Source organism: Achromobacter sp. RT286_PF (assembly GCF_059760425.1).
Window position 1 is genome coordinate 88,876 of record NZ_JCBAMR010000012.1, and the last position, 25,819, is coordinate 114,694.

At 63.8% G+C, this 25,819-nt stretch carries 23 protein-coding genes; 22 read left to right on the plus strand and 1 reads right to left on the minus strand.

Going from position 1 to position 25,819, the window contains the following annotated elements; translation table 11 throughout:
* Nucleotides 1-51 precede the first annotated feature (51 nt).
* From AC6LJY_RS12360 to AC6LJY_RS12395, 8 genes are all read left to right on the plus strand, one after another.
* Nucleotides 52-1,020 (plus strand): Bug family tripartite tricarboxylate transporter substrate binding protein, encoded by a 969-nt coding sequence (locus tag AC6LJY_RS12360; RefSeq protein ID WP_498136041.1) that lies wholly within the window; start codon nt 52-54, stop codon nt 1,018-1,020.
* On the plus strand, nt 1,021-1,686 hold the full coding sequence (locus AC6LJY_RS12365; RefSeq protein ID WP_104144824.1) for a 3-oxoacid CoA-transferase subunit A: 666 nt from the start codon (nt 1,021-1,023) through the stop codon (nt 1,684-1,686).
* Between the two features lies 1 nt (nt 1,687).
* Nucleotides 1,688-2,485, plus strand: a complete 798-nt coding sequence (locus AC6LJY_RS12370; RefSeq protein WP_485800992.1) for a 3-oxoacid CoA-transferase subunit B — start codon at nt 1,688-1,690, stop codon at nt 2,483-2,485.
* Nucleotides 2,486-2,670: 185 nt separating this feature from the next.
* A complete protein-coding gene (locus AC6LJY_RS12375; RefSeq protein ID WP_498136042.1) occupies nt 2,671-3,633 on the plus strand; it encodes a tripartite tricarboxylate transporter substrate binding protein in 963 nt (320 codons plus the stop codon).
* A gap of 216 nt (nt 3,634-3,849) precedes the next feature.
* Nucleotides 3,850-4,389 (plus strand): fimbrial protein, encoded by a 540-nt coding sequence (locus tag AC6LJY_RS12380; RefSeq protein ID WP_046805627.1) that lies wholly within the window; start codon nt 3,850-3,852, stop codon nt 4,387-4,389.
* Nucleotides 4,386-5,183 carry a fimbria/pilus periplasmic chaperone gene (locus AC6LJY_RS12385; RefSeq protein ID WP_319306452.1) on the plus strand — a complete coding sequence of 266 codons (798 nt, stop codon included), beginning with the start codon at nt 4,386-4,388 and terminating at the stop codon, nt 5,181-5,183. The genes AC6LJY_RS12380 and AC6LJY_RS12385 overlap by 4 nt, the downstream gene beginning before the upstream one ends.
* Nucleotides 5,184-5,191: 8 nt before the next feature.
* Complete coding sequence (locus AC6LJY_RS12390) at nt 5,192-7,801, plus strand: fimbria/pilus outer membrane usher protein (RefSeq protein WP_498136043.1); 2,610 nt, start codon at nt 5,192-5,194, stop codon at nt 7,799-7,801.
* Nucleotides 7,798-8,751, plus strand: coding sequence for a fimbrial protein (locus AC6LJY_RS12395; RefSeq protein ID WP_314363177.1), 954 nt, complete (start codon nt 7,798-7,800; stop codon nt 8,749-8,751). The genes AC6LJY_RS12390 and AC6LJY_RS12395 overlap by 4 nt, the downstream gene beginning before the upstream one ends.
* Nucleotides 8,752-8,808: 57 nt before the next feature.
* Here the strand turns inward: AC6LJY_RS12395 and AC6LJY_RS12400 are convergent, their stop codons facing one another.
* A complete protein-coding gene (locus tag AC6LJY_RS12400) occupies nt 8,809-10,581 on the minus strand; it encodes a M61 family metallopeptidase (RefSeq protein WP_498136044.1) in 1,773 nt (590 codons plus the stop codon).
* Between the two features lie 39 nt (nt 10,582-10,620).
* Here AC6LJY_RS12400 and AC6LJY_RS12405 point away from each other — a divergent pair, with 39 nt between their 5' ends.
* The 14 genes from AC6LJY_RS12405 (at nt 10,621) to AC6LJY_RS12470 (ending at nt 25,751) form a co-directional block, all read left to right on the plus strand.
* A complete protein-coding gene (locus AC6LJY_RS12405; RefSeq protein ID WP_008167478.1) occupies nt 10,621-11,397 on the plus strand; it encodes an enoyl-CoA hydratase in 777 nt (258 codons plus the stop codon).
* Between the two features lie 253 nt (nt 11,398-11,650).
* Nucleotides 11,651-13,207: a DUF1254 domain-containing protein gene (locus tag AC6LJY_RS12410; RefSeq protein ID WP_219991600.1), complete on the plus strand. Its 1,557-nt coding sequence runs from the start codon at nt 11,651-11,653 to the stop codon at nt 13,205-13,207.
* Between the two features lie 474 nt (nt 13,208-13,681).
* Nucleotides 13,682-14,113 (plus strand): ATP synthase subunit I, encoded by a 432-nt coding sequence (locus AC6LJY_RS12415; RefSeq protein ID WP_104144818.1) that lies wholly within the window; start codon nt 13,682-13,684, stop codon nt 14,111-14,113.
* Nucleotides 14,114-14,200: 87 nt separating this feature from the next.
* Nucleotides 14,201-15,082 carry a F0F1 ATP synthase subunit A gene (gene atpB / locus AC6LJY_RS12420; protein ID WP_046806633.1) on the plus strand — a complete coding sequence of 294 codons (882 nt, stop codon included), beginning with the start codon at nt 14,201-14,203 and terminating at the stop codon, nt 15,080-15,082.
* Nucleotides 15,083-15,200: 118 nt separating this feature from the next.
* Nucleotides 15,201-15,443: a F0F1 ATP synthase subunit C gene (atpE, locus tag AC6LJY_RS12425; protein WP_003815363.1), complete on the plus strand. Its 243-nt coding sequence runs from the start codon at nt 15,201-15,203 to the stop codon at nt 15,441-15,443.
* A gap of 144 nt (nt 15,444-15,587) precedes the next feature.
* Nucleotides 15,588-16,058 (plus strand): F0F1 ATP synthase subunit B, encoded by a 471-nt coding sequence (locus AC6LJY_RS12430; RefSeq protein ID WP_006227275.1) that lies wholly within the window; start codon nt 15,588-15,590, stop codon nt 16,056-16,058.
* A gap of 12 nt (nt 16,059-16,070) precedes the next feature.
* A complete protein-coding gene (locus AC6LJY_RS12435; protein ID WP_046806632.1) occupies nt 16,071-16,610 on the plus strand; it encodes a F0F1 ATP synthase subunit delta in 540 nt (179 codons plus the stop codon).
* 28 nt (nt 16,611-16,638) lie between these two features.
* A complete protein-coding gene (gene atpA / locus AC6LJY_RS12440; RefSeq protein WP_046806631.1) occupies nt 16,639-18,180 on the plus strand; it encodes a F0F1 ATP synthase subunit alpha in 1,542 nt (513 codons plus the stop codon).
* Nucleotides 18,181-18,278: 98 nt separating this feature from the next.
* Nucleotides 18,279-19,184 (plus strand): F0F1 ATP synthase subunit gamma, encoded by a 906-nt coding sequence (gene atpG / locus AC6LJY_RS12445; RefSeq protein WP_046806630.1) that lies wholly within the window; start codon nt 18,279-18,281, stop codon nt 19,182-19,184.
* A gap of 42 nt (nt 19,185-19,226) precedes the next feature.
* On the plus strand, nt 19,227-20,630 hold the full coding sequence (gene atpD / locus AC6LJY_RS12450) for a F0F1 ATP synthase subunit beta (protein ID WP_046806629.1): 1,404 nt from the start codon (nt 19,227-19,229) through the stop codon (nt 20,628-20,630).
* Nucleotides 20,631-20,639: 9 nt separating this feature from the next.
* Nucleotides 20,640-21,065, plus strand: coding sequence for a F0F1 ATP synthase subunit epsilon (locus tag AC6LJY_RS12455; RefSeq protein ID WP_006217064.1), 426 nt, complete (start codon nt 20,640-20,642; stop codon nt 21,063-21,065).
* A gap of 196 nt (nt 21,066-21,261) precedes the next feature.
* A complete protein-coding gene (locus tag AC6LJY_RS12460) occupies nt 21,262-22,125 on the plus strand; it encodes a helix-turn-helix domain-containing protein (RefSeq protein ID WP_498136045.1) in 864 nt (287 codons plus the stop codon).
* A gap of 110 nt (nt 22,126-22,235) precedes the next feature.
* Complete coding sequence (hemE, locus tag AC6LJY_RS12465) at nt 22,236-23,309, plus strand: uroporphyrinogen decarboxylase (RefSeq protein ID WP_498136046.1); 1,074 nt, start codon at nt 22,236-22,238, stop codon at nt 23,307-23,309.
* A 351-nt stretch (nt 23,310-23,660) separates the two neighbouring features.
* Entirely contained in the window at nt 23,661-25,751 is a 2,091-nt protein-coding gene (locus AC6LJY_RS12470; RefSeq protein WP_498136047.1) for a primosomal protein N', read from the plus strand.
* Nucleotides 25,752-25,819: the final 68 nt, after the last annotated feature.

A 25,819-nucleotide genomic window follows, 5' to 3' on the forward strand; every position in this document is an offset into this window, starting at 1 on the left:
CACACACTTGCCCGACAAGTTGGTCATCCATGACCGCGTTCGGAGACAAGCATGTTGCAAGCGCATCGCTGGCTGGCCGCGGGCGTGATGGCGGCCGTCATCGCCGGTCCGGCTCACGCCGCCTGGCCGGAACGGCCGATCACCTTGATCATCCCGGCCGCGCCCGGCGGCACCACCGATATCTCGGCGCGGCTCATCGCCGACAAGCTGGCGGCCAAGCTGGGCCAGCAAGTCATCGTCGAGAACCGTGCGGGCGCGGCCGGCATCATCGGCGCCCAGGCGCTGGCGCGCGCCAAGCCCGACGGCTACACGCTGCTGATGGGCAATATCGGCCCCAACGCCATCAACTACGCGCTGTACAAGACGCTGCCGTACAAGCCCGCCGATTTCGCGCCGGTGACGTTGGTGATATCGGTGCCCAATGTATTGGTCGTGAACGAAGCGTCGCCCGTGCGCAGCGTGGCCGACTTGCAGGCGCAAGCGCGGCGCGACCCGTCCAAGGTGTCCTTCGGCAGCTCCGGCGCGGGCCAATCGCCGCATCTGTCCGCCGAACTGTTCAAGCAACGCGCGGGCGTGGCCGGCACGCATATCCCGTACAAAGGCGCCGGCCCCGCCGTGGCGGCGCTGCTGGGCCAGCAGTTCACCTTCATGATCGACAACCTGCCCAGCTCCATGCCGTACATCCAGTCGGGCAAGCTGCGTGCGCTGGCGGTCACCAGCGACAAGCGGCTGGCCGAACTGCCGGACGTGCCCACCATGGCCGAAGCCGGTGTCAGGGACATGGTGGTCACCGCGTGGTTTGGGTTGATCGCGCCGGCGGGCACGCCGGCCAACGTCGTCGACAAACTCTACGCCGCCACGCGCGACGTGGTGCAAAGCCCCGACATCAGCGGACGTTTCAAGGCCATGGGCGGCCAGGCGGGCGGCAACACACCCGCCGAATTCACCGCCTTCATCGACCAGGAACGCGCGCGCTGGAAACAGATCGTGGACACGGCCGGACTGGCCCAGGAGCAATAGATGATCGACAAGATCCAGGCGTCCATGGCCCAGGCCGTGGCCGTTATCCCCGACGGCGCATCGGTGCTGGTGGGCGGCTTCGGCGAGGCCGGTGTGCCGTACGAATTGCTGCAATGCCTGGCGCAATCCGGGCGGCGCGACTTGACCATCATCTCGAACAACGCCGGCACGTTCGAACGCGGCATTGCCGCGCTGCTGATCCGCAAGCAGGTCAGGAAGATCATCTGCTCGCACCCGCGCCCGCCCAATTCCGACGCCTTCGCACGCGCCTATCGGGCCGGCGAGGTCGAATTGGAATGCGTGCCGCAAGGCACCCTGGCCGAACGGTTGCGCGCGGCCGGCGCCGGACTGGGGCCGTTCTATACCCCCACCGGCTACGGCACGGAATTGGCCGAAGGGCGCCGTCAGGAAGTCATCGACGGCGTGGGCTATGTGCTGGAACAACCGCTGCGCGCCGACTACGCGCTGATCCGCGCCCACTTGGGCGACCGCTGGGGCAACCTGATGTACCGCCACGCGGCGCGCAACTTCAATCCGGTGATGTGCATGGCGGCGGGCCACGCCATCGCGCAGGTGGACGAGATCGTGCCGCTGGGCACCTTCGTGCCGGAGCAAGTCATGACGCAAGGCATCTTCGTCAAATCCGTGGTGCGGGTGGAGGGCTGACATGCAGGGCAATCAAACCAGGCAGGGCAATTACAACAACCAGGACAATCAAGGCAGCCAAGGCCATCAAGGCAAGCAGGGCAATGAAGGCGACCCATATGCCCGGTCCATCACCGGGCTGACCCGGCAGCAGATCGCGCAGTTGCTGGCCAGCGATATACCCGATGGGTCCATCGTGAACCTGGGGATCGGCATGCCGACGCTGGTGGGCGATTACCTGCCGCCCGACAAGGACATCCTCTTGCACAGCGAAAACGGCATCCTGGGCATGGGCCCGGCTGCCAGCGGCAAGGACGTGGACCCGGACCTCATCAACGCCAGCCGCCAGCCCATCACCTTGCTGGACGGCGCGTCCATCACCGAGCACACCGTGTCGTTTGCAATGATGCGCGGCGGCCACCTGGACTATGCCGTGCTGGGCGCGTTCCAGGTATCGGAGACGGGTGACCTGGCCAACTGGAAGACGGACGCGGCCGATGCCATTCCCGCCGTGGGCGGCGCCATGGACCTGGCCGTGGGTGCCAAGCAGGTGCTGGTGACCATGGATCACCGTGGCCGCGACGGCACGCCCAAGGTGCTGCGCCAATGCACCTATCCGCTGACAGGAAAGGGCGTGGTCACGCGCATCTACACCGACCTGGCGGTGATCGATGTGACGCCCGCCGGTTTGAGCGTTTACGCGATGACCGATGGCGTCGACCCCGAGTACCTGCGATCGGTGACCGATGCGCCATTGCGCTTTCCCGAGACGCCGCGTGTGATCGTGCTGGATGCCGCCGGCGCGCCGCGCTACGCGTGATGGCGTCAACCGTGATCGCCTCGCACATGCAGCCCGGCAGCTCAAGCGCGGCCTATTCAGCCCGACCTATTCAGCCCGACCTATTCAGCCCGACCTGTTAAGCCCGACCTGTTAAGCCCGACCGCGCCAAGCTCGACCCATATCGCCCGACCCATCCTGCCCGATCCGGGCCAAGGAGACCGCTGATGATCCGTTCCCTGTTGGCCGCCGCCGCGCTATGCGCGTTACCGCTGGCCGCCGCGCACGCCGCGCCCGTCTATCCGGACAAGCCCATCACCTTGCTGATCCCATACCCGCCCGGCGGCAGCGCCGACATGCTGGCCCGGCCCCTGGGCGCGCAATTGCAAAAGATGTGGGGCCAGCCGGTGGTGCTGGAATACAAGCCGGGCGCGGGTGGCGCCATCGCCTCGGCCCAACTGGCGCGCGCCAAACCCGACGGCTATACGCTGCTGATGGTGCTGGCCGCGCACGCCATCAACCCCAGCCTGTATCCGTCATTGCCTTACGACACGCGCAAGGACTTCGCGCCGGTGTCGCTCGTTGCCACCTTGCCGATGCTGGTGGCCGCGCCGTTGAACACGCCCGCCAACACGATTCCCGAGCTGATCACCTACGCCAAGAGTCACCCCGGCAAGCTCAGCTTTGCATCGGCGGGCAATGGCAACACCAGCCACCTGGCCGCCGAGATGTTCAAGAATCAGACCGGAACGGACATGATGCACGTGCCCTACAAAGGCAGCGGTCCGGCGGTGGTGGCATTGCTGGGTGGCGAGGTGTCGCTGATGTTCGACAGCATCTCAACGTCGTTGCCGCAGGTGCAGGCCGGCAAGTTGAAGGCAATCGCGGTAACGGGCGAACGCCGGTCGCCGCTGTTGCCCAACGTGCCGACGGTGGCCGAAAGCGTGCCGGGCTTTGTCGTGAACGGCTGGTATGGCGTGCTGGCGCCCGCCGGCACGCCGCCGGGCATCGTGGATGCGTTGAGTCGCGGTATTGCCGACGCGGTAGCGGTGCCTGCCTTGAAGCAGCAACTGGCGGGCTACGGCTATGAAACCGTGGGATCCACGCCCGCCGAATTTGCCAGCCATATCGACCGTGAACTGGAAACGTGGAAGCAGGCCGTGACCGTGTCGGGCGCCAAACTGAATTAACGGCGATGACAGAAGCCGGCCGATGTGTTGCGCGTCGACCTCATCAGACCCGCCGCGATTTTGCTTTGAGAACTTTCTCATATTTCTGGCCCGACGGATTCGAAACAATGGCACTCGTCCCTGCGTTGATGCGTTGAAGGCTTCAGCCTGACTCTACGCGGCGGACCCAGGGCGCGCGGGTTGCGCGCCCTGGGGACAAGTCAGTCGGAGAGTTCGGTGAATAAGAAGATTGTTGCGGCAGGCCTCGCATTTTCGTCCTTGCTGCTGTGCGGCGGCGCATTGGCGGCCGATGTGAAGTTGGTGTTCGAGGGCTACGTGTCATCGTCCACCTGCGAAATCAAGGATGTGGGCCAGGGCGGCGTCAAACAGGTGAATCTGAAGCCGGTCAGCGTCAGCGCGCTGGCCAAGCAGAACGATGTGGCCGCACGCGAGCTCATCACGTTGAATCTGACCGGCTGCTCCGGCAGCAAGGTCACCACGCGCTTTAACCGCGATGGAAACGTCGATCCCACCACGGGCGCGCTGATCAACCGGGCGGTTGCCTCCGGGAACGACACCCCCTCCAACGCACAGGTGCAACTGCTGAACAGCAAGTACCAGCCCATCAATCTGTTCACCAACGACGGCGCTGAATCGGTCAACATCGCGGGCAATGCCGCAACGATCGAGTTCTACGCGCAGTACCTGGCGGCCACCGCCAGCACCACGCCCGGCCCGGTCCAGACCGAAGTCCTGCTGGACCTGATCTACGAATGAAGCCGGTTCCCCTTGAGCGCACGCTCAGGGGGCTTCCGGACTACGCAAGCCGGGCCACGCTTCGCCATTTCTGCGCGTTGCTGTGCCTGGCTTGTGCAACCCTGCTGCCCCCGTCCGCCCAATCCAACGTGGTGATCGGTGGCACGCGCGTCGTCTATCCCGCCCAAGAACGCGAAGTCACGTTGCGGCTGACCAATGACGGCGGCCAGCCGGCGCTGGTGCAAGCCTGGATCGACGATGGCGACCTGGACGCCACGCCTGATGAAGTGAACGCGCCGTTCGTAATCATGCCGCCGCTTGCCCGCATCAATCCCGGCAAGGGGCAGACGCTGCGCATCGCCTATGCGCCGTCATCCACCTTGCCCGCCGACCGCGAGTCCGTCTTCTGGCTTAACGTGCTGGACGTTCCACCGCTGCCGTCCGCGCAGGTGGCAAACCACATGCAGCTGGCTTTTCGCAGCCGCATCAAATTGTTCTTTCGACCCGTCGGCCTGCCCGGCACCGCCGCCGATGCGGCCGCGCAATTGCGCTGGCAAATCGTGCAGGCAGGTAATGGCCCGGCGCTGCGGGTGCGCAACGACAGCGCGTTTCACGTGTCGTTGACGTCCGTGTCGTTGACGCTACAGGACGGCAGGGCAATATCAGTGCCCAGCCGCATGCTGGCCCCCCGGTCCGTCACGGAACTGGGCAGTGGAAAGCTGCCGAATGCGGCGGGCGCCAAGGGCGCCGTGGTATTCGAATCGGTCAACGACTACGGCGCAACGGTACGGCGCGAAAGTCGTCTTGATCCTTAAGCGGCGTCATGGCCCGCCGTACCCCCATCAACCGTTGGCTTCTGCTTTGGTCTAGCTTGGCATGCGCCACGGCTCAAGCGACCGAACCGGTTGAATTCAACCCCGCCTTCTTTGCCAGCCGTCGAGGGCAAACGGTGGATCTATCCCGATTTCAGCAGGGCAACGCCCTGGAAGCGGGTGTCTATCAGCTGGACTTGTATTTGAACGGCAACCGCATTGGTCGCGAGCGCATCCAGATCAAAACGACGTCGCCATTCTTGCCCGACTCCTTGCCCTTGCCCTTGCCCTTGCCCTTGTCCTCTTCTTCGGCCACCGTCCATGCCGGCATGCAGCCCTGCCTGCCGGCCACGGTGCTTGAGCGCATCGGCGTCGACCTGTCCGGCGCGAACACCGCTGCCGCGCGTGCCCCGGACACCGACTGCCTGGGTGTCGATGACCTGCCTCCGGCCAGCCAGTTCGAGGTGGATATAGCCGAGCTGCGCGCCGACCTTTCCATTCCTCAGATCTACCTGAAGTCGGTGGCGCGTGGCTACGTTCCGCCTGAAGAATGGGACGCGGGCATAAACGCCGGCTTCCTGGGGTACGGTATCAACCTGTCGTCCAATCGCTTTGGCAACCGCACCGATCGCACCTTCTACAGCAGCGCGAACGCGGGCCTGAACCTGGGCGACTGGCGCTTCCGGCACAACGGGTCGTTCAGCTACACCGATCGCTCCAGCCCGGGCCAGCGCAGCCGTTATCAGGCGTTAAGCACCTACGCGCAGCGTGATGTGACCGCCGCCAGTGCCCAACTGACGCTTGGGCAGTTCTATACGCCCGGCAATCTTTTTGACAGTGTTCCGTACACGGGCCTCCAGCTCAGCAGCGACGAACGCATGCTGCCGGACTCCATGCGCGGTTTTGCGCCGGTGGTGCGCGGCGTGGCCGACACCACGGCCAAGGTCAGCGTGCGCCAGGGCAACAACCTGCTGTACGAAACCACCGTATCGCCCGGGCCTTTCGCCATCGACGACCTTTACAACACAGGCTACGCCGGCGATCTTGACGTGACGGTGACCGAAGCCGACGGGCGCACCAAGCGGTTCGTGGTGCCCTACGCGTCGGTGGCCCAGTTGCTGCGTCCCGGCAGTTCGCGCTTCAGCGTAACGGGTGGGCGGTATCGTGACGACACCCTGAACGCTCCGCCCTCGTTCATGCAGGGCACCTATCAACGCGGCTTGTCCGATACGGTGACGGGCTATGGCGGCGCGGTCGTGGCGCAGCAGTATCGGGCAATTCTTGGTGGCGTGGCGGTCAGCACCCCGCTGGGCGCATTGGCGGCGGACCTGACGCAGTCTCACGCCGCGATGGGCTCTACCCGCGACACGGCCAGCGGGCGCAGCGTGCGGCTCAGTTACAGCAAGCTGCTGGAGCCTACTTCCACCAACTTCAGCGTGGTGGCGTATCGCTTTTCCAGTGAAAATTACTTGAGCCTTGGCGAATTTGCACGCATCCGCGAAGCGCGCCGGCCGTCGGCGTATGGCGGCAAAGAGCGCAGCCGCCTTCAATTCAATATCAGCCAGCCCCTGGGCAATGACTTGGGCAGCGTGACGCTGTCCGGCGTTTCGCAAAACTACTGGAACCGGCATCAACGCCGCGACACAAGCTATTACGCCAGCTACGCCAATGGCTATTCCTGGGGCAGCGTGAATATCAGCCTGGTGCGGGCCCGCGACGAACGCGGCCGCGCTGGCAACCAGTATCTGCTCAGCCTCAGCCTGCCCCTGGGACGCGGATCGAATGCGCCGTATCTCAGTACGTCCATGAACCTTGAAGGCAATGGCAAGCGCAGCGCCAATGCGTCTGTCAGCGGATCTGCCGGCGAGTCAGGGCAGTTTGGCTACAACGTCTACGGTTCGTATAACCACACCAACGGTCAAGGCAGCCGCAACCAGGGCGGCAGCGTGCGCTACGACACGGCGCACGCCAACTACAGCTTGTCGGGTAGCGGCGGCGACGGCTATCGCCAATACGGCGCGGGCATGCGCGGCACCTTGATCGCCCACGCCGGCGGCATCAACGCGACCCAGGCGCAGGGCGAAACGATGGCGGTGCTTGAGGCGCCCGACGCCTACGGCGCGGCCATCGTCTCGGGCTCGCGCGGGTACATCGGCGCGAACGGCTATGGTGCCTTGGCGGGGTTGATGCCCTACCGCCGCAACGAGGTTGCGCTGGACCCTAAAGGCACGTCGCGTGACGTCGAGTTGGAAATTACCTCGCAGCAGGTGGCGCCGCGCGCGGGGGCAGTCGTGTTGCTGCGCTACCCCACCGTGGCGGGCCGGCCGATCTTGCTGAAGCTGGTGCGTGAGCACGGCGCAACGATCCCGATGGGTGCGGAAGTCATCATCCCGGGCATCGATGCCGTCACGCTGGTGGGCCAGGGCGGCCGGGCCTTTGTGCGCGGCTTGCAGGGCCAAGGGCAGCTGGCGGTCAAGTGGGGAGCCGCCGCCGATCAGCAATGTCAGGCCATTTATCAGGTGGACGAGCAGGCGGCGTCCGAAGACGTGCATTACTACCCGCAGCTGGAGCTGTCGTGCACGTCCGCCCACCCCGCTCCTCTACAGGATTCGGTGTCATGAATACATGGTTGCGACGCGCAGTTTTTGGAATCTCCCTGTTGATGTGCGCGGTACGCCCGGCTTGGGCGGCATGTACTGGCGAATCTCTGTCGACGTACATTACCGCGCAGGACTTGAAAGAAATGAAGCCGCCACGTGACGCGGCCGTGGGCAGCATCATTTACAGCAAGAATATCGACCAAGGCATCGGCTATCTGCGCTGCACCACCAACGGCGAGTGGTTTTCGTATGGATTGCAGGCGGGCGCCAAGCCCGTGCCTGGCTACAAAGACGTCTATGAAAGCGGCATTCCAGGCATAGGCATGCGGATATTCTGGACGCACGAGGGCGGGGTGTACATGAACTACCCCAGAATTCGGTTTCAGCTCCGGAACTGGCAGTATTACCCGCCGCAGAAATTCACCTTCACACTCATCAAGACCGGCCCGATCAAGTCCGGGGTGTCCTTCGCGCATCGCGCGGATGTTTATTACGGTGCTCTGCGCAGCAATATGGTGGAGTTCAGCAATGTGGCGTACGAGGTCAACAGCATGGGTTGCACGGTCCGTGACGGGCAAACGGTAAAGGTGGATCTGCTGACGATCAACAACCGTCACCTGGGTCATCGCGGCGCCACGGCCGGGGAGAAGGCGTTTGGCATTAATCTTGAATGCGATCAAGGCGTCAAGGTGGCCTATCGGATCGATGCGGATGGCACGCCGGAACACGTCATCAAGAACGCCCAAGGGGACGGTATGGCGCGCGGCGTCGGCGTGCAACTGCTGCAGGGCGATCTGGGCAGCAACGTCGTCCAACCGCTGGGCACGCGCACGGCATTGACAACCGCCGTGACGACGGTTGACAAGGAAAGGCTGTCTATCCCGCTGGTGGCGCGCTATTACCAGACGGACGACACGCTGGTGGCGGGACTCATCAATGCCACCGCCACCGTGACGCTGTTTTACGAATAGGGATCAGTGGCCAGGGTAATGACCGGGGCGGGCCGATAGCGCGCCCGCCCGTGTTTCCTACACCGTCAACACGCAGTCCAGCGCTTCGGGCGCATTGAGCTTGACGCGGAAGGCGCGCAGTTCGTCCCGCCGGAAAACGTGCACCGTCACGCGGTCGCCCGGCAGGTATTGCGACAGCAGCATGTCCAGGCCCGCCGGCGCTTCCACCCGCAGTCCGTCCAGCGCCACCAGTACGTCACCCGCCGACAGCCCGCCCTTGTGGGCCGCGCCGCCCTCCAGCACCGTGGCAAGCGTCAGCGCGTCGCCTTGCTTGCGCGTGCGCACGTCCAGCGTAGGTATATTGACCGACGTTTTCCAGTGCAGCGTGATGCCTTGATCGGCAAGCAGTTCGGCCAGCGGCACGTCGGCCGTGCCGTAGGCGTGGCGTGCGATGAAGCGCCGGGTGTCCACGCCGGTGGCTTCCAGGATCAGCCCCGGCAGCGCGTCTTCCGGCAGGCCTTGCGGCTTGCCCTGATAGAAGTCGCGGCCGTAGCGGTCCCATAGCAAACGCATCACGTCGTCCAGCGAGCGCGCGCCGCCGCTTTCACGGCGGATCAGCAAGTCCAGCCCCAGCGCCACCAGCGCGCCCTTGGTGTAGTAGCTGACCAGCGCATTGGGCGAGTTCTCGTCCTGCTTGTAATACCGCGTCCACGCGTCGAACGAACTTTCCGCCACCGACTGTTTGGCGCGGCCCGGGGTGCGGGCGACGCTGGTGATGGTCTTGGCCAGCAGGCGCAGATATTCCGTTTGCGTGATTGCGCCGGAACGCAGCAGCAGCAGGTCGTCGTAGTAAGACGTGAAGCCCTCAAACACCCACAACAAACGCGTCAGGTCGGGCTGCTCTAGATGGTAGGGGGCAAACGCCTGCGGCTTGATGCGCTTGACGTTCCAGGTGTGGAAGTACTCATGGCTGACCAGACCGAGAAAGCCGCGATAGCCTTCCCCCTGGCCTTGCTGGCCCAGCACCGGCAGGTCTTTGCGGGCCGTCATCAGCGCGGTGCTGGCGCGGTGCTCCAGGCCGCCGTAGCCGTCGCCCGTGATCATGGTCATGAACACGTAGCGGTTCGAGCTGTCCAGGAAGGGCGCGCGCTTGGTGCGCGGCTCGAAGAATTCAATCTGCGTGTCGCAGATCTTTTTCACGTCGGACGCGATGCGCGCCAAATCCAGGTTGGGCGCCACGCCCGTGAACACCAGTTCGTGCTCGGCGCCATGCGAGGTAAAGCTGACCGCCTGCGGCCGGCCCATTTCCACCGGGTGGTCGATCAGCGCATCGTAGTCGGGCGCCAGGTACAGCCCAAAGCCGTGGCGCCGTGCCGCGCCCCGCTGGCCGGTGGCTTCCGGCAGGCTGGTGTAGACCTTCCAGCCGTCGATGCCGCGCGGGGGCGCCAGGTCAAGCAGGCAAGGCAGGTGGTCTTGCCCGTGTACGCGCAGGAAGACGCTGGTGCCATTGAAAAAGCCATGCGTTTCATCCAGGTGCGCGCCGCGTACCGACAAGTCCCAGGCATAGACCACGTATTCCACGCGCAGGGGGCCGTCGACGGACGCGGCCTGCCAGGTGTGGTTATCGATTTTGTCGACAATCACCCGGCGCGAACCCGAGTACGCCGCCACGGATTCAATCTGGCGGGAAAAGTCGCGGATCAGATAGCTACCCGGAATCCAGGCCGGCAACGACAAGCGCTGGCCGTCGGGCGAGGGGGCGTCGATCGTTAGGGTTATCCGGTAGCGGTGTCCGGCCGGGTCATAGGGCGTCAGGCGGTAAAGTACGGGGCAAGCGTTGTCTTTTTTCATGCTCGTATCTTATTTCATACTTCCTACTGGAGACATTCAATGAGCGAGTCGTTTGTGCTGGTCGAAACCCGGGGCCGCGTCGGTCTGTTGACGCTGAACCGCCCCAAGGCGCTGAACGCGCTGAACGATCAACTGATGGATGAGCTCGGCGCGGCGCTGCTGGCGTTCGAGGCCAACGCCGACATCGGCTGCGTGGTCATCACCGGCAGCGAAAAAGCGTTTGCCGCGGGCGCGGACATCGGCGCCATGAAAGACTGGTCGTACATGGACGTGTATGGCAGCGAATACATCACCCGCAACTGGGAAACGCTGAAGCGCATTCGCAAACCCGTGATCGCCGCCGTCGCCGGCTACGCGTTGGGCGGTGGCTGCGAGCTGGCCATGATGTGCGACATCATCATCGCCGCCGACACCGCCAAGTTCGGCCAGCCCGAAATCAAGCTGGGCGTGATCCCCGGCGCGGGCGGCACGCAGCGCCTGCCGCGCGCGGTGGGCAAGGCCAAGGCCATGGACCTGGCCTTGACCGCCCGCATGATGGGCGCTGAAGAAGCCGAGCGCGCCGGCCTGGTGTCCCGCGTGGTGGCGGCCGACAAGCTGATGGAAGAAGCGCTGGATGCGGCCACCGTGATCGCCTCGATGTCGCTGCCATCCGTGATGATGGCCAAGGAATGCGTGAACCGCGCGTTCGAAGGCTCGTTGAACGAAGGCTTGTTGTTCGAGCGCCGCGTGTTCCATTCGTTGTTCGCCACCGAAGACCAGAAGGAAGGCATGGCCGCTTTCACGGAAAAGCGCAAACCGGACTTTAAACACCGTTAAGGCTTGTTACGACAGTAAAACGCCCGCGCCAATGTCGCGGGATGCCCAGCGCGCCCGCACCGGCGCGCTTTTTCATGGGCGCGGAGGGCGTGCAGGCACGTTGCGCCTTGAAACGTCTGGGCAGCACCTTGTTGCAGGGTTCTTCCCTATGCTGGTCAAGCGTCATCAAGAGGTGCCGCGCCAGAGCGGCTTGCCCCACTGGCAAGTCCCGCGCGGCGGCTCGCTAGCAAACAAAATCAAGAAGGAGCCTTGCATGCGTACATTTATCGCTAACCGCCGGTGGTCGACCGCGGTACTCGCCGGCGCGTTGAGCGTCTGCTTCATGACCGCCACCCAGGCTCAATCGCCGCAGCCCTCGCTGCGCCTGGTTTCCGAAACGCCTTATCCGGCCTCGTCCGCGCCCGCGCCGCAGATGAGCGAAGCGGAATTGCGTGACACCGCGATCGACGCCTATGTCTACGCCTACCCGATGGTGCTGATGGAGTTGGCGCGTCGCAAGGCTACCGCCGTACAGACGCCGCTGGATGGCCGCGCGCCCGTCAACCAGTTCGGCCACAAGACCGCGTTCCCGGACCCGCGCGCCTCCGATACGCCGTGGCCCAGCGCCGATGCGCTGTACTCCAGCCTGTGGTTCGACGTGTCGCAAGCGCCGCTGATCGTGAACCTGCCCGATACCGGCGGCCGTTACTCGGTGCTGTCGGCGCTGGACATGTGGAGCGACGTGTTCGCCTCGCGCGGCACGCGCACCAACGGCCGCGGCGCGCAGTCGTTTGCGATCGTCGGCCCGAACTGGCAAGGGACCCTGCCCACGGGCATGGACGTCATCCACAGCCCGACCTCGACGGGTTGGCTGATCGGCTGGACCCAAACCGGTGGCCCGCAAGACTATGCTGCCGTGAATCAGATCCAGGCCGGCATGACCGCGTCGCCGCTGCTCGCCCCGGCAGCGTCTGCCACCACCCCGTCCCGCAACCGCAACGCCGGCAACGCGTATCCGCAAACCGGTTCGCGCGTGGGCTCGGCGCCAATTGGCAGCGGCTTGCCTATGCCGACGCCGGTGAATGTTCCGGACGGCACGCCCGCCGAACAAGCCGCCAGCATGGACGCCGCGTCGTTCTTCACGGTGTTCTTCGACGTGCTGCGCAACAACCCGCCGCACGCCAACGACACGCCCATCCTGGATCGCATGCGCCGCATCGGCCTGGATAGCCGTCAACCGTTCTCGTATGGTCGCCTGAGCCCGACGGTGCAACAGGCGCTGGCCGACGCGCAACCGCTGGCGGGTCGCCGTATCGCCGATGGCGTGGCGCGCCTGGGTACGCCGATCAACGGCTGGAATACCGTGCTGTCCGGCATCGGCACCTATGGAACCGACTATTCGCGCCGCGCCGCCATCGCCTACGCAGGCTTGGGCGCGCCGACGCCGGAAGACGTGCTGTATCCGGTGACCGTGTCTGACTCGAAGGGCCGCCAGCTCAAGTCCGATGAAGACTACGTGCTGCACTTCGACAAGGGCCAGCTGCCGCCGGCCAATGCGTTTTGGTCGCTGCACGTCTATAACGACAAGCACGGCTTTGGCGAGAACCCGGCCAACCGCTACGCGCTGCGCAGCACCGATGGCCTGAAGTACAACGCGGACGGTTCGCTGGACATCTACATCCAGCGACGCGACCCGGGTGAGAAGAAGCGTTCCAACTGGATCAGCTCGCCGGCCGCCGACGGCCCGTTCCTGTTAAGCATGCGTTTGTACTGGCCGCAGGACACCGCGCTGGACGGCCTGTGGGCGCCGCCGCCGGTCAAGGAAGATTGATCTGCGCGGTGTCGGTGTATTAGCACCGCTTGTCGAAACTAAAATCGGCCCTTTGAACAAGGGCCGATTTTTTATCGCGGGCCGCGTGGGGCAAGGCTTGCGGGGCCGTTGAGCAAGCATTGCTCGCGTCCCTAATTTCACCTTTGCGCGGCCGTTGCATCCACCTTACAAACGGCCGAAAGTTCATTTGCTTGGGCAAAAAGATTCACGCTATACTCTGCGGGTTTGACGCTTGCGGGATAAGAACACGTGGCGGCCGGGTATGCAAAAGCGGGGCTGAAAAGCACTGACATGCATGGGCAAGCCGGTTCTGACAGGGTAGTAGTGCAGCGGGGATGCTTGATGCAAAAGATGCGCGGGTCAGAAGTAGAGGCAGCGCAAAGCTCAGCACAAGGCTCGATGCAAGGCGCGTTGTATGGTGAAAAAACGGGCGAAAAACCCGGTGAAAAACCGCAACTGCACCAGCAGCGAGATTTGTTGGACCAGGATGATGAAGTAAAAGTTCTGGTGCTTAGCGACGCGGATCGCGCCGCGCTGAATGCTCAAGCAAGCCGAGGTCTCCTGTTGGCATTGGCGGCGCAGGGCGCCATGGGGCTCGCAGCGGCAGTAATTGCGGGAGTTGTCGGAGGGGCGGCGGCGGGTTGGTCGGCGCTGGCGGGGGCGGGAGCGTATTTCATACCCAATGCATTGTTTGCATTGCGCCTGGTTGTCAGCGTTCGGGCTGGTCGCGCCAACCCTTTTACCTTTCTCTCTGGTGAGTTGATCAAGTTATTCGCAACGGCATTGTTGTTGTGGATGCTTTCGCGTGTGGCACAGGACAGTCTGGTTTGGCCTGCCGCACTGCTGGGTTTGATACTCACATTGAAGGGCTACCTCCTGCTCTTGATGTTCCGCAAGTTGTCTTAGCGCCGAGCAGTAAGTAGCGGCAAACGTGATCGTGGAATCGTCCGGCTCGCAAGGGTTCGGGCATACAGCAAATAGGGTAGGATTCAAATGGCTGCTGCCAGCGATGTGTCGCCTCAGTCCGCGTATATTCAGCATCACCTGGTGCATCTGAACAATACCGGTGAAAAACAGAGCGCAATTGCTCAGTTCGACGTCATCAATTACGACTCGTTGTTCTGGTCCGGCCTGATGGGTCTGATCGTCATTTTCTTTCTGTGGCGCGCTGCTCGCCGCGCCACCAGTGGCGTGCCGACCCGCTTCCAGGCTTTCGTGGAAATGATCGTCGACATGGTCGACGACCAGGCCAAGGGCATCGTCCACAACGCCAAAAGCCGTCTTTTCATCGCCCCGCTGGCGCTCACCGTGTTCCTCTGGATCATCCTGATGAACGCGCTGGACTTGCTGCCGGTTGATCTGTTGCCCTCCATCTGGCGCCTGACCGGCCTGGGTGCGCATCACGGCGACCCCCTCTATTACCACCGCATTTTGCCGACGGCCGACTTGAACGTGCCGATGGGCATGTCGCTGGGCGTGCTGCTGCTGATGTTCTATTACGGCATCAAGATCAAGCACCCGGGCGGCTTCGTCAAAGAACTGTTCACCGCGCCGTTCCATGCGCATGGCCTGGGCGCCGTTGTGCTGGCCCCGTTCAACCTGCTGCTGAACCTGATCGAATACGCCGCCAAGTCCGTGTCGCTGGGCATGCGGTTGTTCGGCAACATGTTCGCCGGCGAACTGATTTTCATGCTGATCGCCCTGCTGGGCGGCGCCTGGACCGGCTTTAACGGCGCCAGCATCGGCTTGGGAATCGGCCACATCCTGGCCGGCTCCATCTGGGCGATCTTCCACATCCTGATCGTTCTTCTGCAGGCCTTCATCTTCATGATGCTGACGCTGGTGTATCTCGGCCAGGCACACGAAGGCCACTGATCCCCCGAATTTCCTGCGCTGGCCACCCGGCCAGCGTGGGATAGCAAGATTATCTTGCATTGAGCTGTACCCCTTATTTTTCAATTTTTGACTTCAGATTTCTAACCAAGGAGTTGTCATGACCAACGTCGCTTTCGTTGCCCTCGCTTGCGGTCTCATCATCGGTTTGGGTGCTATCGGCGCTTGCATCGGCATCGCATTGATGGGCGGCAAGTATCTGGAAGCTTCGGCTCGTCAGCCTGAGCTGATGAACGCTCTGCAAACGAAGATGTTCCTGCTGGCCGGCCTGATCGACGCGGCATTCCTGATCGGCGTGGGTATTGCCATGCTGTTCGCCTTCGCCAACCCGTTCGTCGGTTAAGGCAGCGCCCGCCGGCGAATAGGCGGGTCATGACGTTGGCGGCGATGTGGGCAACAGCCCCGTCGCCGGCCAGCAAAGTATCGAGTGCTCCGTGACGCCCCTTTCCGGGTGCGGTCGGAGCCGCAAGGTGTTAAAGGAACGACCGTGAATCTGAACGCGACGATCATTTTCCAGATGCTCGTGTTCTTCGTTCTGGGCTGGTTCACGATGAAATTCGTGTGGCCTCCTCTGACGAAGGCGATGGACGAGCGCCGCCAAAAAATCGCCGACGGCCTTGCCGCCGCCGAGAAGGGCAAAGCCGACTTGGCTCAAGCCCAGGCGCGCGTCAGTCTGATCGAGGCTTCTGCCAAGTCCGAAAACCACGCCCGCATCATCGAGGCCGAGAAGCAAGCCGCCTCCTTGATCGAGCAAGCCCGCCGTGAAGCGGAAGCTGAACGCGCCCGTATCGTGGCTCAGGCTGCTCAGGATGCCGCGCAGGAAGTCCAGCGCGCTCGTGACTCGCTGCGCGACGATGTTGCCGCGTTGGCTGTCAAGGGTGCTGAACAGATCCTCAAGCGCGAGGTTGACGCCCGCGCCCACGCCGAGCTGCTCAACCAGCTTCGCGCGCAGCTTTAATCCGGGACCGTCATGGCTGAACTTTCCACTGTTGCCCGGCCCTACGCTGAAGCGCTCTTCAGCGCAGCGCGCGACGACAAGGCCGGCTTGCCGGCTTGGGCCGACCTGGTCAGCGAAATGTCGCAGGTCGCCTCCAACCCCGACGTGCGCGAGGCCATGGCCGACCCGCGTCTGGGCGATAAGCAGCGCGTCGAGCTGTTCTCCGGCCTGATCAAGGCCGAATTGCCGCAGGCCGCCCGTAATTTCATCGAGTTGCTGGTTGAAAACGACCGGCTGCTGCTGCTGCCCGACATCGCCTCGCAATTCGTGGTGCTGCGCAATCGTCACGAGGGCACGGCGCAGGCGGAAATCACCAGCGCGTTCGAGCTGAGCGACGCCCAGGTCAAAGACCTGGTTGCCGCCCTTGAACAAAAATTCGGCCTCAAGCTCAAGCCCAACGTCACCGTCGACCAGTCGTTGATCGGCGGCGTGCGCGTGGCTGTCGGCGACCAAGTGCTCGATACTTCCGTACAAGCTCAATTGGTCCGCATGCGCGATCAGCTCGCCGCTTAAGGCAACTAACAGGATTCCAGGAGTCAATATGCAACTCAATCCCTCCGAGATCAGCGAACTGCTCAAGAGCCGCATCGAGGGCCTGGGCGCTTCGGCTGATGTCCGTACTCAGGGCACCGTCGTGTCCGTGACCGACGGTATTACCCGCATCCACGGCTTGTCCGACGTGATGCAGGGCGAAATGCTCGAATTTCCCAACAATGTTTTCGGTCTGGCGCTCAACCTTGAGCGCGATTCCGTCGGCGCCGTTATTCTGGGCGACTACACCGGCATCTCCGAAGGCGACCAGGTCAAGACGACCGGCCGCATTCTGGAAGTCCCGGTCGGTCCGGAACTGAAAGGCCGCGTGGTCAACACGCTGGGCGAGCCGATCGACGGCAAGGGCCCGGTCAACGCCAAAGAAACCGACATCATTGAAAAAGTGGCGCCTGGCGTTATCGCCCGCCGCTCGGTGTCGCAGCCGCTGCAAACCGGCGTCAAGGCTATCGACTCGATGGTGCCGATCGGCCGTGGCCAGCGCGAGCTGATCATTGGCGACCGCCAAACCGGCAAGACCGCTGTCGCCGTCGACACGATCATCAGCCAGAAGGGCAAGGGCGTCACCTGCGTGTACGTCGCTATCGGCCAGAAGGCTTCCACGATCAACAACGTGGTGCGCAAGCTGGAAGAGCACGGCGCGATGGAATACACCATCGTCGTGGCCGCTTCGGCTTCGGACTCGGCCGCCATGCAATACCTGGCCGCCTACGCCGGTTGCACCATGGGCGAATACTTCCGCGATCGTGGCGAAGACGCCCTGATCGTTTATGACGATCTGACCAAGCAAGCCTGGGCCTACCGCCAGGTGTCGCTGCTGCTGCGCCGTCCGCCGGGCCGCGAAGCTTACCCGGGCGACGTGTTCTACCTGCACTCGCGTCTGCTGGAACGTGCTGCCCGCGTGAACGAAGACTACGTCGAAAAGTTCACCAACGGCGCCGTCAAGGGCAAGACCGGTTCGCTGACCGCACTGCCGATCATCGAAACGCAGGCTGGCGACGTGTCCGCCTTCGTTCCGACCAACGTGATCTCGATCACCGACGGCCAGATCTTCCTGGAAACCGACCTGTTCAACGCCGGTGTCCGCCCCGCAATCAACGCCGGTATCTCGGTGTCGCGTGTGGGTGGCGCTGCTCAGACCAAGGTCGTCAAGAAGCTGTCCGGCGGTATCCGTACCGACTTGGCGCAGTACCGTGAACTGGCCGCCTTCGCGCAATTCGCCTCCGACCTGGACGACGCCACCCGTCGCCAGCTGGAACGCGGCAAGCGCGTGGTCGAACTGCTCAAGCAGCCGCAATACCAGCCGCTGCAAGTGTGGGAACTGGCCGTCACGCTGTACGCGGTCAACAACGGCTACCTGGATGACGTGGACGTGGCCCAAGTGCTGTCGTTCGAGAAGTCGCTGAAGGATCAGTTGAAGGCCAAGCATGCGGCCATGATCCAGCGCATCGAAGACACCAAGGAACTGTCCAAGGACGACGAGGCCGAACTGGCCACCGCCGTTCAGGAATTCAAGAAGCACGGTGCTTTTTAAGAAAGTGATGGGTTAGGCGTCTGCAACGCCTCACCCGTCCTTACCGGATGGTTGAGGCGTGAGCGGAACCCATCGGCCAGTCTTCACAGGAAAGCGCAATGCCCGGAATTAAGGAAATCCGAACCAAGATCAAGAGCGTGCAAAACACGCGCAAGATCACCAAGGCGATGGAAATGGTCGCCGCATCCAAAATGCGCAAGGCGCAGGAACGGATGCGTGCTGGTCGTCCGTACGCCACCAAGGTGCGCGAGATTGCTGCGCACCTGATGCAAGCCAACCCCGAGTACAGCCACCCGTACCTGGTCGAACGCGAAATCAAAGCGGTCGGCGTGGTCATGGTGACGACTGACAAGGGTTTGTGCGGCGGCTTGAACACCAACATCACTCGCGTGACGTTGGGCAAGCTGAAAGAGTTCGAGAAAAACGGCATCGCCGTGCAAGCGACCGCTTTCGGCAACAAGGGCGTGGGTGTGCTGACCCGTATCGGCGCCAAACTGGTTTCCCAGGAAGTGCAACTGGGCGACAAGCCGCAACTGGACCGCCTGCTGGGCGCGATCAAGGTGCAGCTGGACGCCTACCTGGACGGCCGCATCGACGCGCTGTACGTGGCTTCGACCCGCTTCGTCAACACGATGAAGCAGGAGCCGCTGTTCCTGCGCCTGCTGCCGTTGGCCAGTGGTTTGGATGATCCGTACCAATCGGGTGCCGAAAGCCTGGCCAAGACGTCGGAAGTGAAGTCGGACTACAGCTGGGATTACATCTACGAACCCGACGCCCGTAGCGTGATCGACGACCTGCTGCAGCGTTACGTTGAAGGCCTGCTGTATCAAGCCGTGGCCGAGAACATGGCTTCGGAGCAGTCGGCCCGGATGGTCGCCATGAAGGCGGCGTCGGACAACGCCAAGAAGGTCATCGGAGAGCTGCAACTGGTCTACAACAAGACCCGCCAGGCCGCGATCACCAAAGAAATTTCGGAAATCGTAGGGGGCGCTGCCGCCGTTTAAGGCAGGCAGCTCCCGTCTAAAGCTATCAAGCAAGGAATCGACATGAGCAACGGAACCATCGTTCAGTGCATCGGCGCCGTGGTGGATATTCAGTTCCCCCGCGATCACATGCCCAAGATCTATGAAGCGCTTACCCTGGCTGACGACGAGTCTTCGTCGTTCGCTGAAAAGGGCCTGACGCTGGAAGTGCAGCAACAGCTGGGCGACGGCGTGGTGCGTACCATTGCGCTGGGCTCCAGCGACGGTCTGCGTCGCGGCATGAAGGTCACGGGCACGGGCGCTCCGATCTCGGTGCCGGTCGGCACCGGCACGCTGGGCCGCATCATGGACGTGCTGGGTCGTCCCATCGACGAAGCCGGCCCGATCCAGCACGAAGAAAAGCGTGGCATTCACCAAGCGGCTCCCCGTTTCGACGAACTGTCGCCGTCGGTGGAACTGCTGGAAACCGGCATCAAGGTTATTGACTTGGTCTGCCCGTTCGCAAAGGGCGGCAAGGTCGGCCTGTTCGGCGGCGCCGGCGTGGGCAAGACCGTGAACATGATGGAACTCATCAACAACATCGCCAAGCAGCACAGCGGTTTGTCGGTGTTTGCCGGCGTGGGTGAGCGTACCCGCGAAGGCAACGACTTCTACCACGAAATGGAAGAGTCGAACGTTCTGGACAAGGTCGCCATGGTGTTCGGCCAGATGAACGAACCCCCGGGCAACCGTCTGCGCGTGGCGCTGACCGGCCTGACGATGGCCGAGAAGTTCCGTGACGAAGGCCGCGACATCCTGTTCTTCGTGGACAACATCTACCGCTACACGTTGGCCGGTACCGAAGTGTCCGCACTGCTGGGCCGTATGCCGTCGGCCGTGGGCTACCAGCCCACGCTGGCTGAAGAAATGGGCAAGCTGCAAGAGCGCATCACGTCGACCAAGACGGGCTCGATCACGTCCATCCAGGCCGTGTACGTCCCTGCGGATGACTTGACCGATCCGTCGCCTGCCACGACCTTCCAGCATTTGGACTCCACCGTCGTGCTGTCGCGTGACATCGCTTCGCTGGGTATCTACCCGGCCGTGGACCCGCTGGATTCGTCCAGCCGCCAGCTCGACCCGCAAGTCGTCGGCGAAGAGCACTACGCCGTTGCGCGTGGCGTGCAGCAAACGCTGCAACGCTACAAGGAACTGCGCGACATCATCGCGATTCTGGGCATGGACGAACTGTCGCCGGAAGACAAGCAGGCCGTGGCCCGCGCGCGTAAGATCCAGCGCTTCCTGTCGCAGCCGTTCCACGTTGCTGAAGTGTTCACCGGCTCGCCCGGCAAGTACGTTCCGCTGGCCGAAACCATCCGTGGTTTCAAGATGATCGTGAACGGCGAGTGCGATGCCCTGCCGGAACAGGCCTTCTACATGGTCGGTTCGATCGACGAGGCCTTCGAGAAGGCCAAGAAACTGCAATAAGGAACCGATATGGCTACCCTGCATGTGGATGTCGTCAGCGCAGAGGAAGCGATCTTCTCCGGTGAGGCGAAGTTCGTGGTGCTGCCTGGCGAAGCGGGTGAACTGGGCATCTTGCCCGGCCACACCCCGCTGATTTCGCGCATACGCCCCGGTACGGTCAAGATCGTTCGTGCCGACCAAGGCGAGGAAAACATCTTCGTCGCCGGGGGCATTCTGGAAGTGCAGCCGGGCAGCGTGACGGTTTTGGCCGACACCGCTATCCGTGCTTCCGACCTGGACGAAGCCCGCGCCGTGGAAGCTCGCAAGAAGGCCGAAGAGGCCCTGGCGAACGCCAAGGACAAGGCTGACATCGCAGTTGTCGAAGCTGAACTCGCCATGCTGGCTGCGCAAGCCATCGCGGCGCGCAAGCTGCGCCAAGGCGGTCGTTCGCACTAAGCGGCAAAGCAGTACACGCCGGGTTCGCCCGGATCGAAAAAAGCGGCCCTTGGCCGCTTTTTTCATGCCCGCCGCGGCAGGCAGCGGCTTGCCGCAATGCCGCCGACGGGGCGACCGCAATGCGTTCGATACGAATAGCTGGGCCGCATCCGCAACAGTAGCCTTCAACTTTGCCTGACAAGCCAAGGGGAAAGCGGTGCGACAAGTGCTGGATTGCGGGGTGCTGCTGGCGCCCGGCCACGAGGCCGCCATGCGGGACTGGGTGGCGCGTCATCAAAGCGGCTTGCCCCGCATACGCCTGCATCTGGTGCCCATGGATGCCACGCCTGCCGCCGCGCGCACAAACGCCACGCAAACCGCAGCGGCGTGCATCACGGCGCTGCCGTGCGACGGGACGCCGGACGTCCAGGTGCTGGCGCGCATGGCGGTGTCTTTGCGCCGCTACGACAGCTGCGTCCTGCCGGTGGCCCCCTCGTCGGTAGCGTGGGCCCGCACGGCGCTGTCGATGGCAGGCGCGGACCTGACGACGCCATTGCTGCTGCTGATGGACGATATGAAGGCGCCCGCCATCGAAGACTTGCTGGGCCTGGGCGCCACCGACTTCATGGCGCAGCCTGCCTGCCTGGAAAGCATGCGAGTGCGGCTGGGACGCCTGCGCCGACCGGTGGCCGGCCGGCCGCCGCCTTGGTCGCAACGAGGCGCGTCCGAGGTGCAGGAACCGGCCGCCCACTATCAGGCGCGCGGCGACGGCGCGGGCGTGCCGCCGCATGCGCCGCGGCCGCGCGTGGCACCCGACGTGCTGGAACAGGGCCTGGCCAACCTGCGCGACCCCCGGCGGCTACCCGCGCACGAAGCGTTTCGCCTGGCGAAGTCGCGGGTGGTGGCCGGGTTCGAGCGCGATTACATCCACCATGCGCTGTCGCGCCACGGCGGTAATGTGGCGCAGGCGGCGCGGGCATCCGCCAAGCATCGGCGGGCCTTCTGGGCGCTGATGCGCAAGCACGGCATCGACGCCGCCCCGTTTCGCCAGGCGGCGCAGTTGCGCAGCCTGCGTGGCTGAGCGGCGCGCCAGTGCCTCCTTTTGCGCCTTGGCAAGCACTGTGTGCGGGCTTGCCGCTACTTGCCGCCCAAGGGAAGTAAAATCACGGCTTCCGATCAACGAGGATAGTCGTGTCTGCTTCCAGCTTGAAGAACGATGTGTTCTTGCGCTCGCTTTTGCGCGAGTCCGTGCCCTATACCCCGATCTGGCTGATGCGCCAGGCGGGTCGCTACCTGCCCGAGTACCGCGCCACGCGGGCTCGCGCAGGCTCTTTCATGGGCCTGGCTCAGAACCCGGACTACGCCATGGAAGTCACGTTGCAGCCGCTTGCGCGCTTTGACCTGGACGCGGCCATCCTGTTCTCCGACATCCTGACCGTGCCGCACGCCATGGGCCTGGGCCTGGATTTCGCGGAAGGCGAAGGCCCGCGCTTTGCGCACCCGGTGCGCGACGAGCAGGACGTGGCCCGCCTGGCGGTGCCCGACATGGACAAGCTGCGCTACGTGTTCGACGCGGTCAGCGTGATCCGCCGCGAGCTGGACGGCAAGGTGCCGTTGATCGGCTTTGCGGGCAGCCCGTTCACCATTGCCTGTTATATGGTCGAGGGCAAGGGCAGCGACGACTACCGCCTGATCAAGACGATGCTGTATTCGCGGCCCGATCTGCTGCACCGCATCCTGGAGATCAACGCCGAGGCCACGCTGCAATACCTGAACGCGCAGATCGCCGCGGGCGCGCAAGCGGTCATGTTGTTCGACAGCTGGGGCGGTGTACTGGCGGACGGCCTGTTCCAGCAGTTTTCGCTGGCCTATACCAAGCGCGTCGTCGACGGCCTGACTCGCGAACACGAAGGTCGGCGCGTGCCGGTCATTGTGTTTACCAAGGGCGGTGGCCAATGGCTTGAGCAGATCGCAGCGTGTGGCTGCGACGCGGTGGGGCTGGACTGGACGGTTGACCTGGCCGCGGCGCGCCGCCGCACCGGGGATTCCGTGGCCTTCCAGGGCAACCTGGACCCGATGGCATTGTTTGGCGGCGGCCCCGCCATTCGCGCTGAAGCACGCCGGGTGCTGGACGCGTTCGGCCCGGTGGGCAAGGGCGGCCACGTGTTCAACCTGGGACACGGGATTTCGCGCTTTACTCCGCCCGAAGCCGTAGCCGAACTGGTTGAAGAAGTCCACCAACATAGCCGCTCGCTGCGCGGGTAAGTGAGTGGACGCTTCGGTCCCAAGGGCCGAAGTTCGAGGGCCCCGGCAAGGACTTGTGCACAGCAGGAATTTGCTTGGGGAAAACCCTTTAGAAGCTAGTTTACAATCTTGGAACATTGCATAGATTGTTGATTTAAAAAGGAAAAAGCGAGTTTTCCACTGGATTGGTCCCGACCGGGCAATCCAGGCTTATTCCGAAAGTTGATGTTGCCCCAGCCTTTTCCCCAAAGTTATCCACAGGCGCCCATGGAGTCGCTTGGCGCATCCGGGCCACCATTGCCCGCACGCCGCTTCCACCGTTGGTCCTCATCCCTTTGGATTAATCCCTCTCCGTGACGCCCACCCGCCTCCATGTCTGATTTGCTGCCAAGCCCGCCCGCCGAAGCCGTTTGCTGGGTGCGCGTGGCGCTGGATGTGCCGTTGCCCGGCCCGTTCGACTACCGCAGTGATGCGCCCGTCGCTGTGGGCTTGCGGGTGATCGTGCCGTTTGGCCGGCGCAAGATGATCGGGGTGGTGGTGGACAACCCGGCCGAGCCGTCCTACGACCCCAAGCAGATCCGCCCGATTGAACAGGTGCTGGACGACCTGCCCCCCTTTGACGAGGACTGGCTGCGGCTGGCGCGCTTTGCGGCGGACTACTACCAGCGGCCGCTGGGCGAGGTCATGTTGCCGACCTTGCCGCCGCCGCTGCGCAAGCCCACGGCGTATCAAGGCAAGCGCTCGGCCGGTGGCCCCGTGACCCGTCTGGACAACCGCAAGCGCAAACCGGTGCGCACGCCGGCCAAGGCTGACCAGCCCCCCGAATTGAATGACGCGCAGCTTGCCGCCGTGGACGCCATCGGCGCACTGACGTCTTTCAAACCCGTGCTGCTGCATGGCGTGACGGGAAGCGGCAAGACCGAGGTCTACCTGCGCGCCGCCGAACAGGTGCTGGCTCAGGGCCGCCAGGTGTTGCTGATGGTGCCCGAAATCAACCTCACGCCCCAGTTGGAAGGGGCGCTGCGCGCGCGGCTGGAAGTGGTGGTGGGGCCGGACGGGCTGGCGGTCATGCACAGCGGGCTGTCCGACGGCGAACGCTTGCAGGCCTGGGCGCGCGCCCAGCGAGGCGAAGCGCGCATGCTGCTTGGCACGCGCATGTCGATCTTCGCGCCGCTTGGCAAGCTTGGTCTGATCGTGGTGGACGAGGAACACGACGCGTCCTACAAGCAGCAGGACGGCCTGCGCTATTCGGCGCGTGACCTGGCCGTATGGCGCGCGCACGATCTGGACATCCCCGTGGTGCTGGGCTCTGCCACCCCGTCCCTGGAAACCTGGCAGCACGCCGAACGCGGCCGCTACCTGCGCCTGACGCTGCCCGGGCGCGCGCGTTCCAGCACGCTGCCGTCCATGCGGTTGGTGGACACGCGCCGGTTGCAAATGAAGCACGGCATGTCGCCGCAACTGCTCGATGCCATCGGACAGCGGCTGGAACGCAAGGAACAGTCGCTGATCTTCCTGAACCGGCGCGGCTATTCCCCCGTGCTGCATTGCCAGTCGTGCGCGTGGGTCAGCAATTGCCCGCGCTGCACCGCGTTTACCGTGCTGCATCGCACGGACGGACGCGGCCATCGCTTGCAGTGCCACCATTGCGGCTACCAGGCTCCGGTGCCGCGCGCGTGCCCGGAATGCGGCGACCAGGATCTGGCGCCCATGGGCCGGGGTACCCAGCGCGTTGAAGAGCATCTGGCTGAACTGTTTCCCGAGGCGCGCATCCTGCGTATCGACGCCGACAGCACGCGCAAGAAGGGCAGTGCCGAGGCGCTGTTCGCGTCCGTGCACGCGGGCGAGGTCGACATTCTGGTCGGCACGCAGATGGTGGCCAAGGGCCACGATTTCGCGCGGCTGGGGCTGGTGGGGGTGCTTAATTCCGACTCGATGCTGTTCGCGCACGATTTTCGCGCGCCCGAACGCCTGTTCGCCCAGCTGATGCAGGTGGCCGGCCGCGCGGGCCGCCATCAGGGCAACGGCGAAGTGCTGATCCAGACCGGTTACCCCGAGCAGCCCGTGTACCAGGCGCTGTTGCGCCACGACTACGCGGGCTTTGCGCGCCACGCCTTGCACGAACGCGAAAGCACCGGCTTGCCGCCCTTTGTCTATCAAGCCCTGCTGACCGCCGAGGCACGCGAACTCAAAGTCGCCCAAGCGTTCCTGGAGCGCGCCCGCGTATTGCCCGAAGGCGAGTGGGCGGCCGACTTCCCCGGCCTGGACGCCATCATGCTGTATGACCCGGTGCCGCTGCGCGTGGTGCGCGTGGCGAACATCGAACGCGCGCAGTTGCTGGTCGAAAGCAGCAGCCGGCCGGCCTTGCAAGCATTCCTGGCGTCGTGGTCGCACCACCTGCCGTACATCGCCAACGAGGCGCGCGTGCGCTGGCAACTGGAAGTCGATCCGCTTGAGATCTGAAGGCGGCCGACACCGATGCGCCATGCAGGCGATTGTTCTATGATCTTCTTCCTCTATCGCGCTGGCGC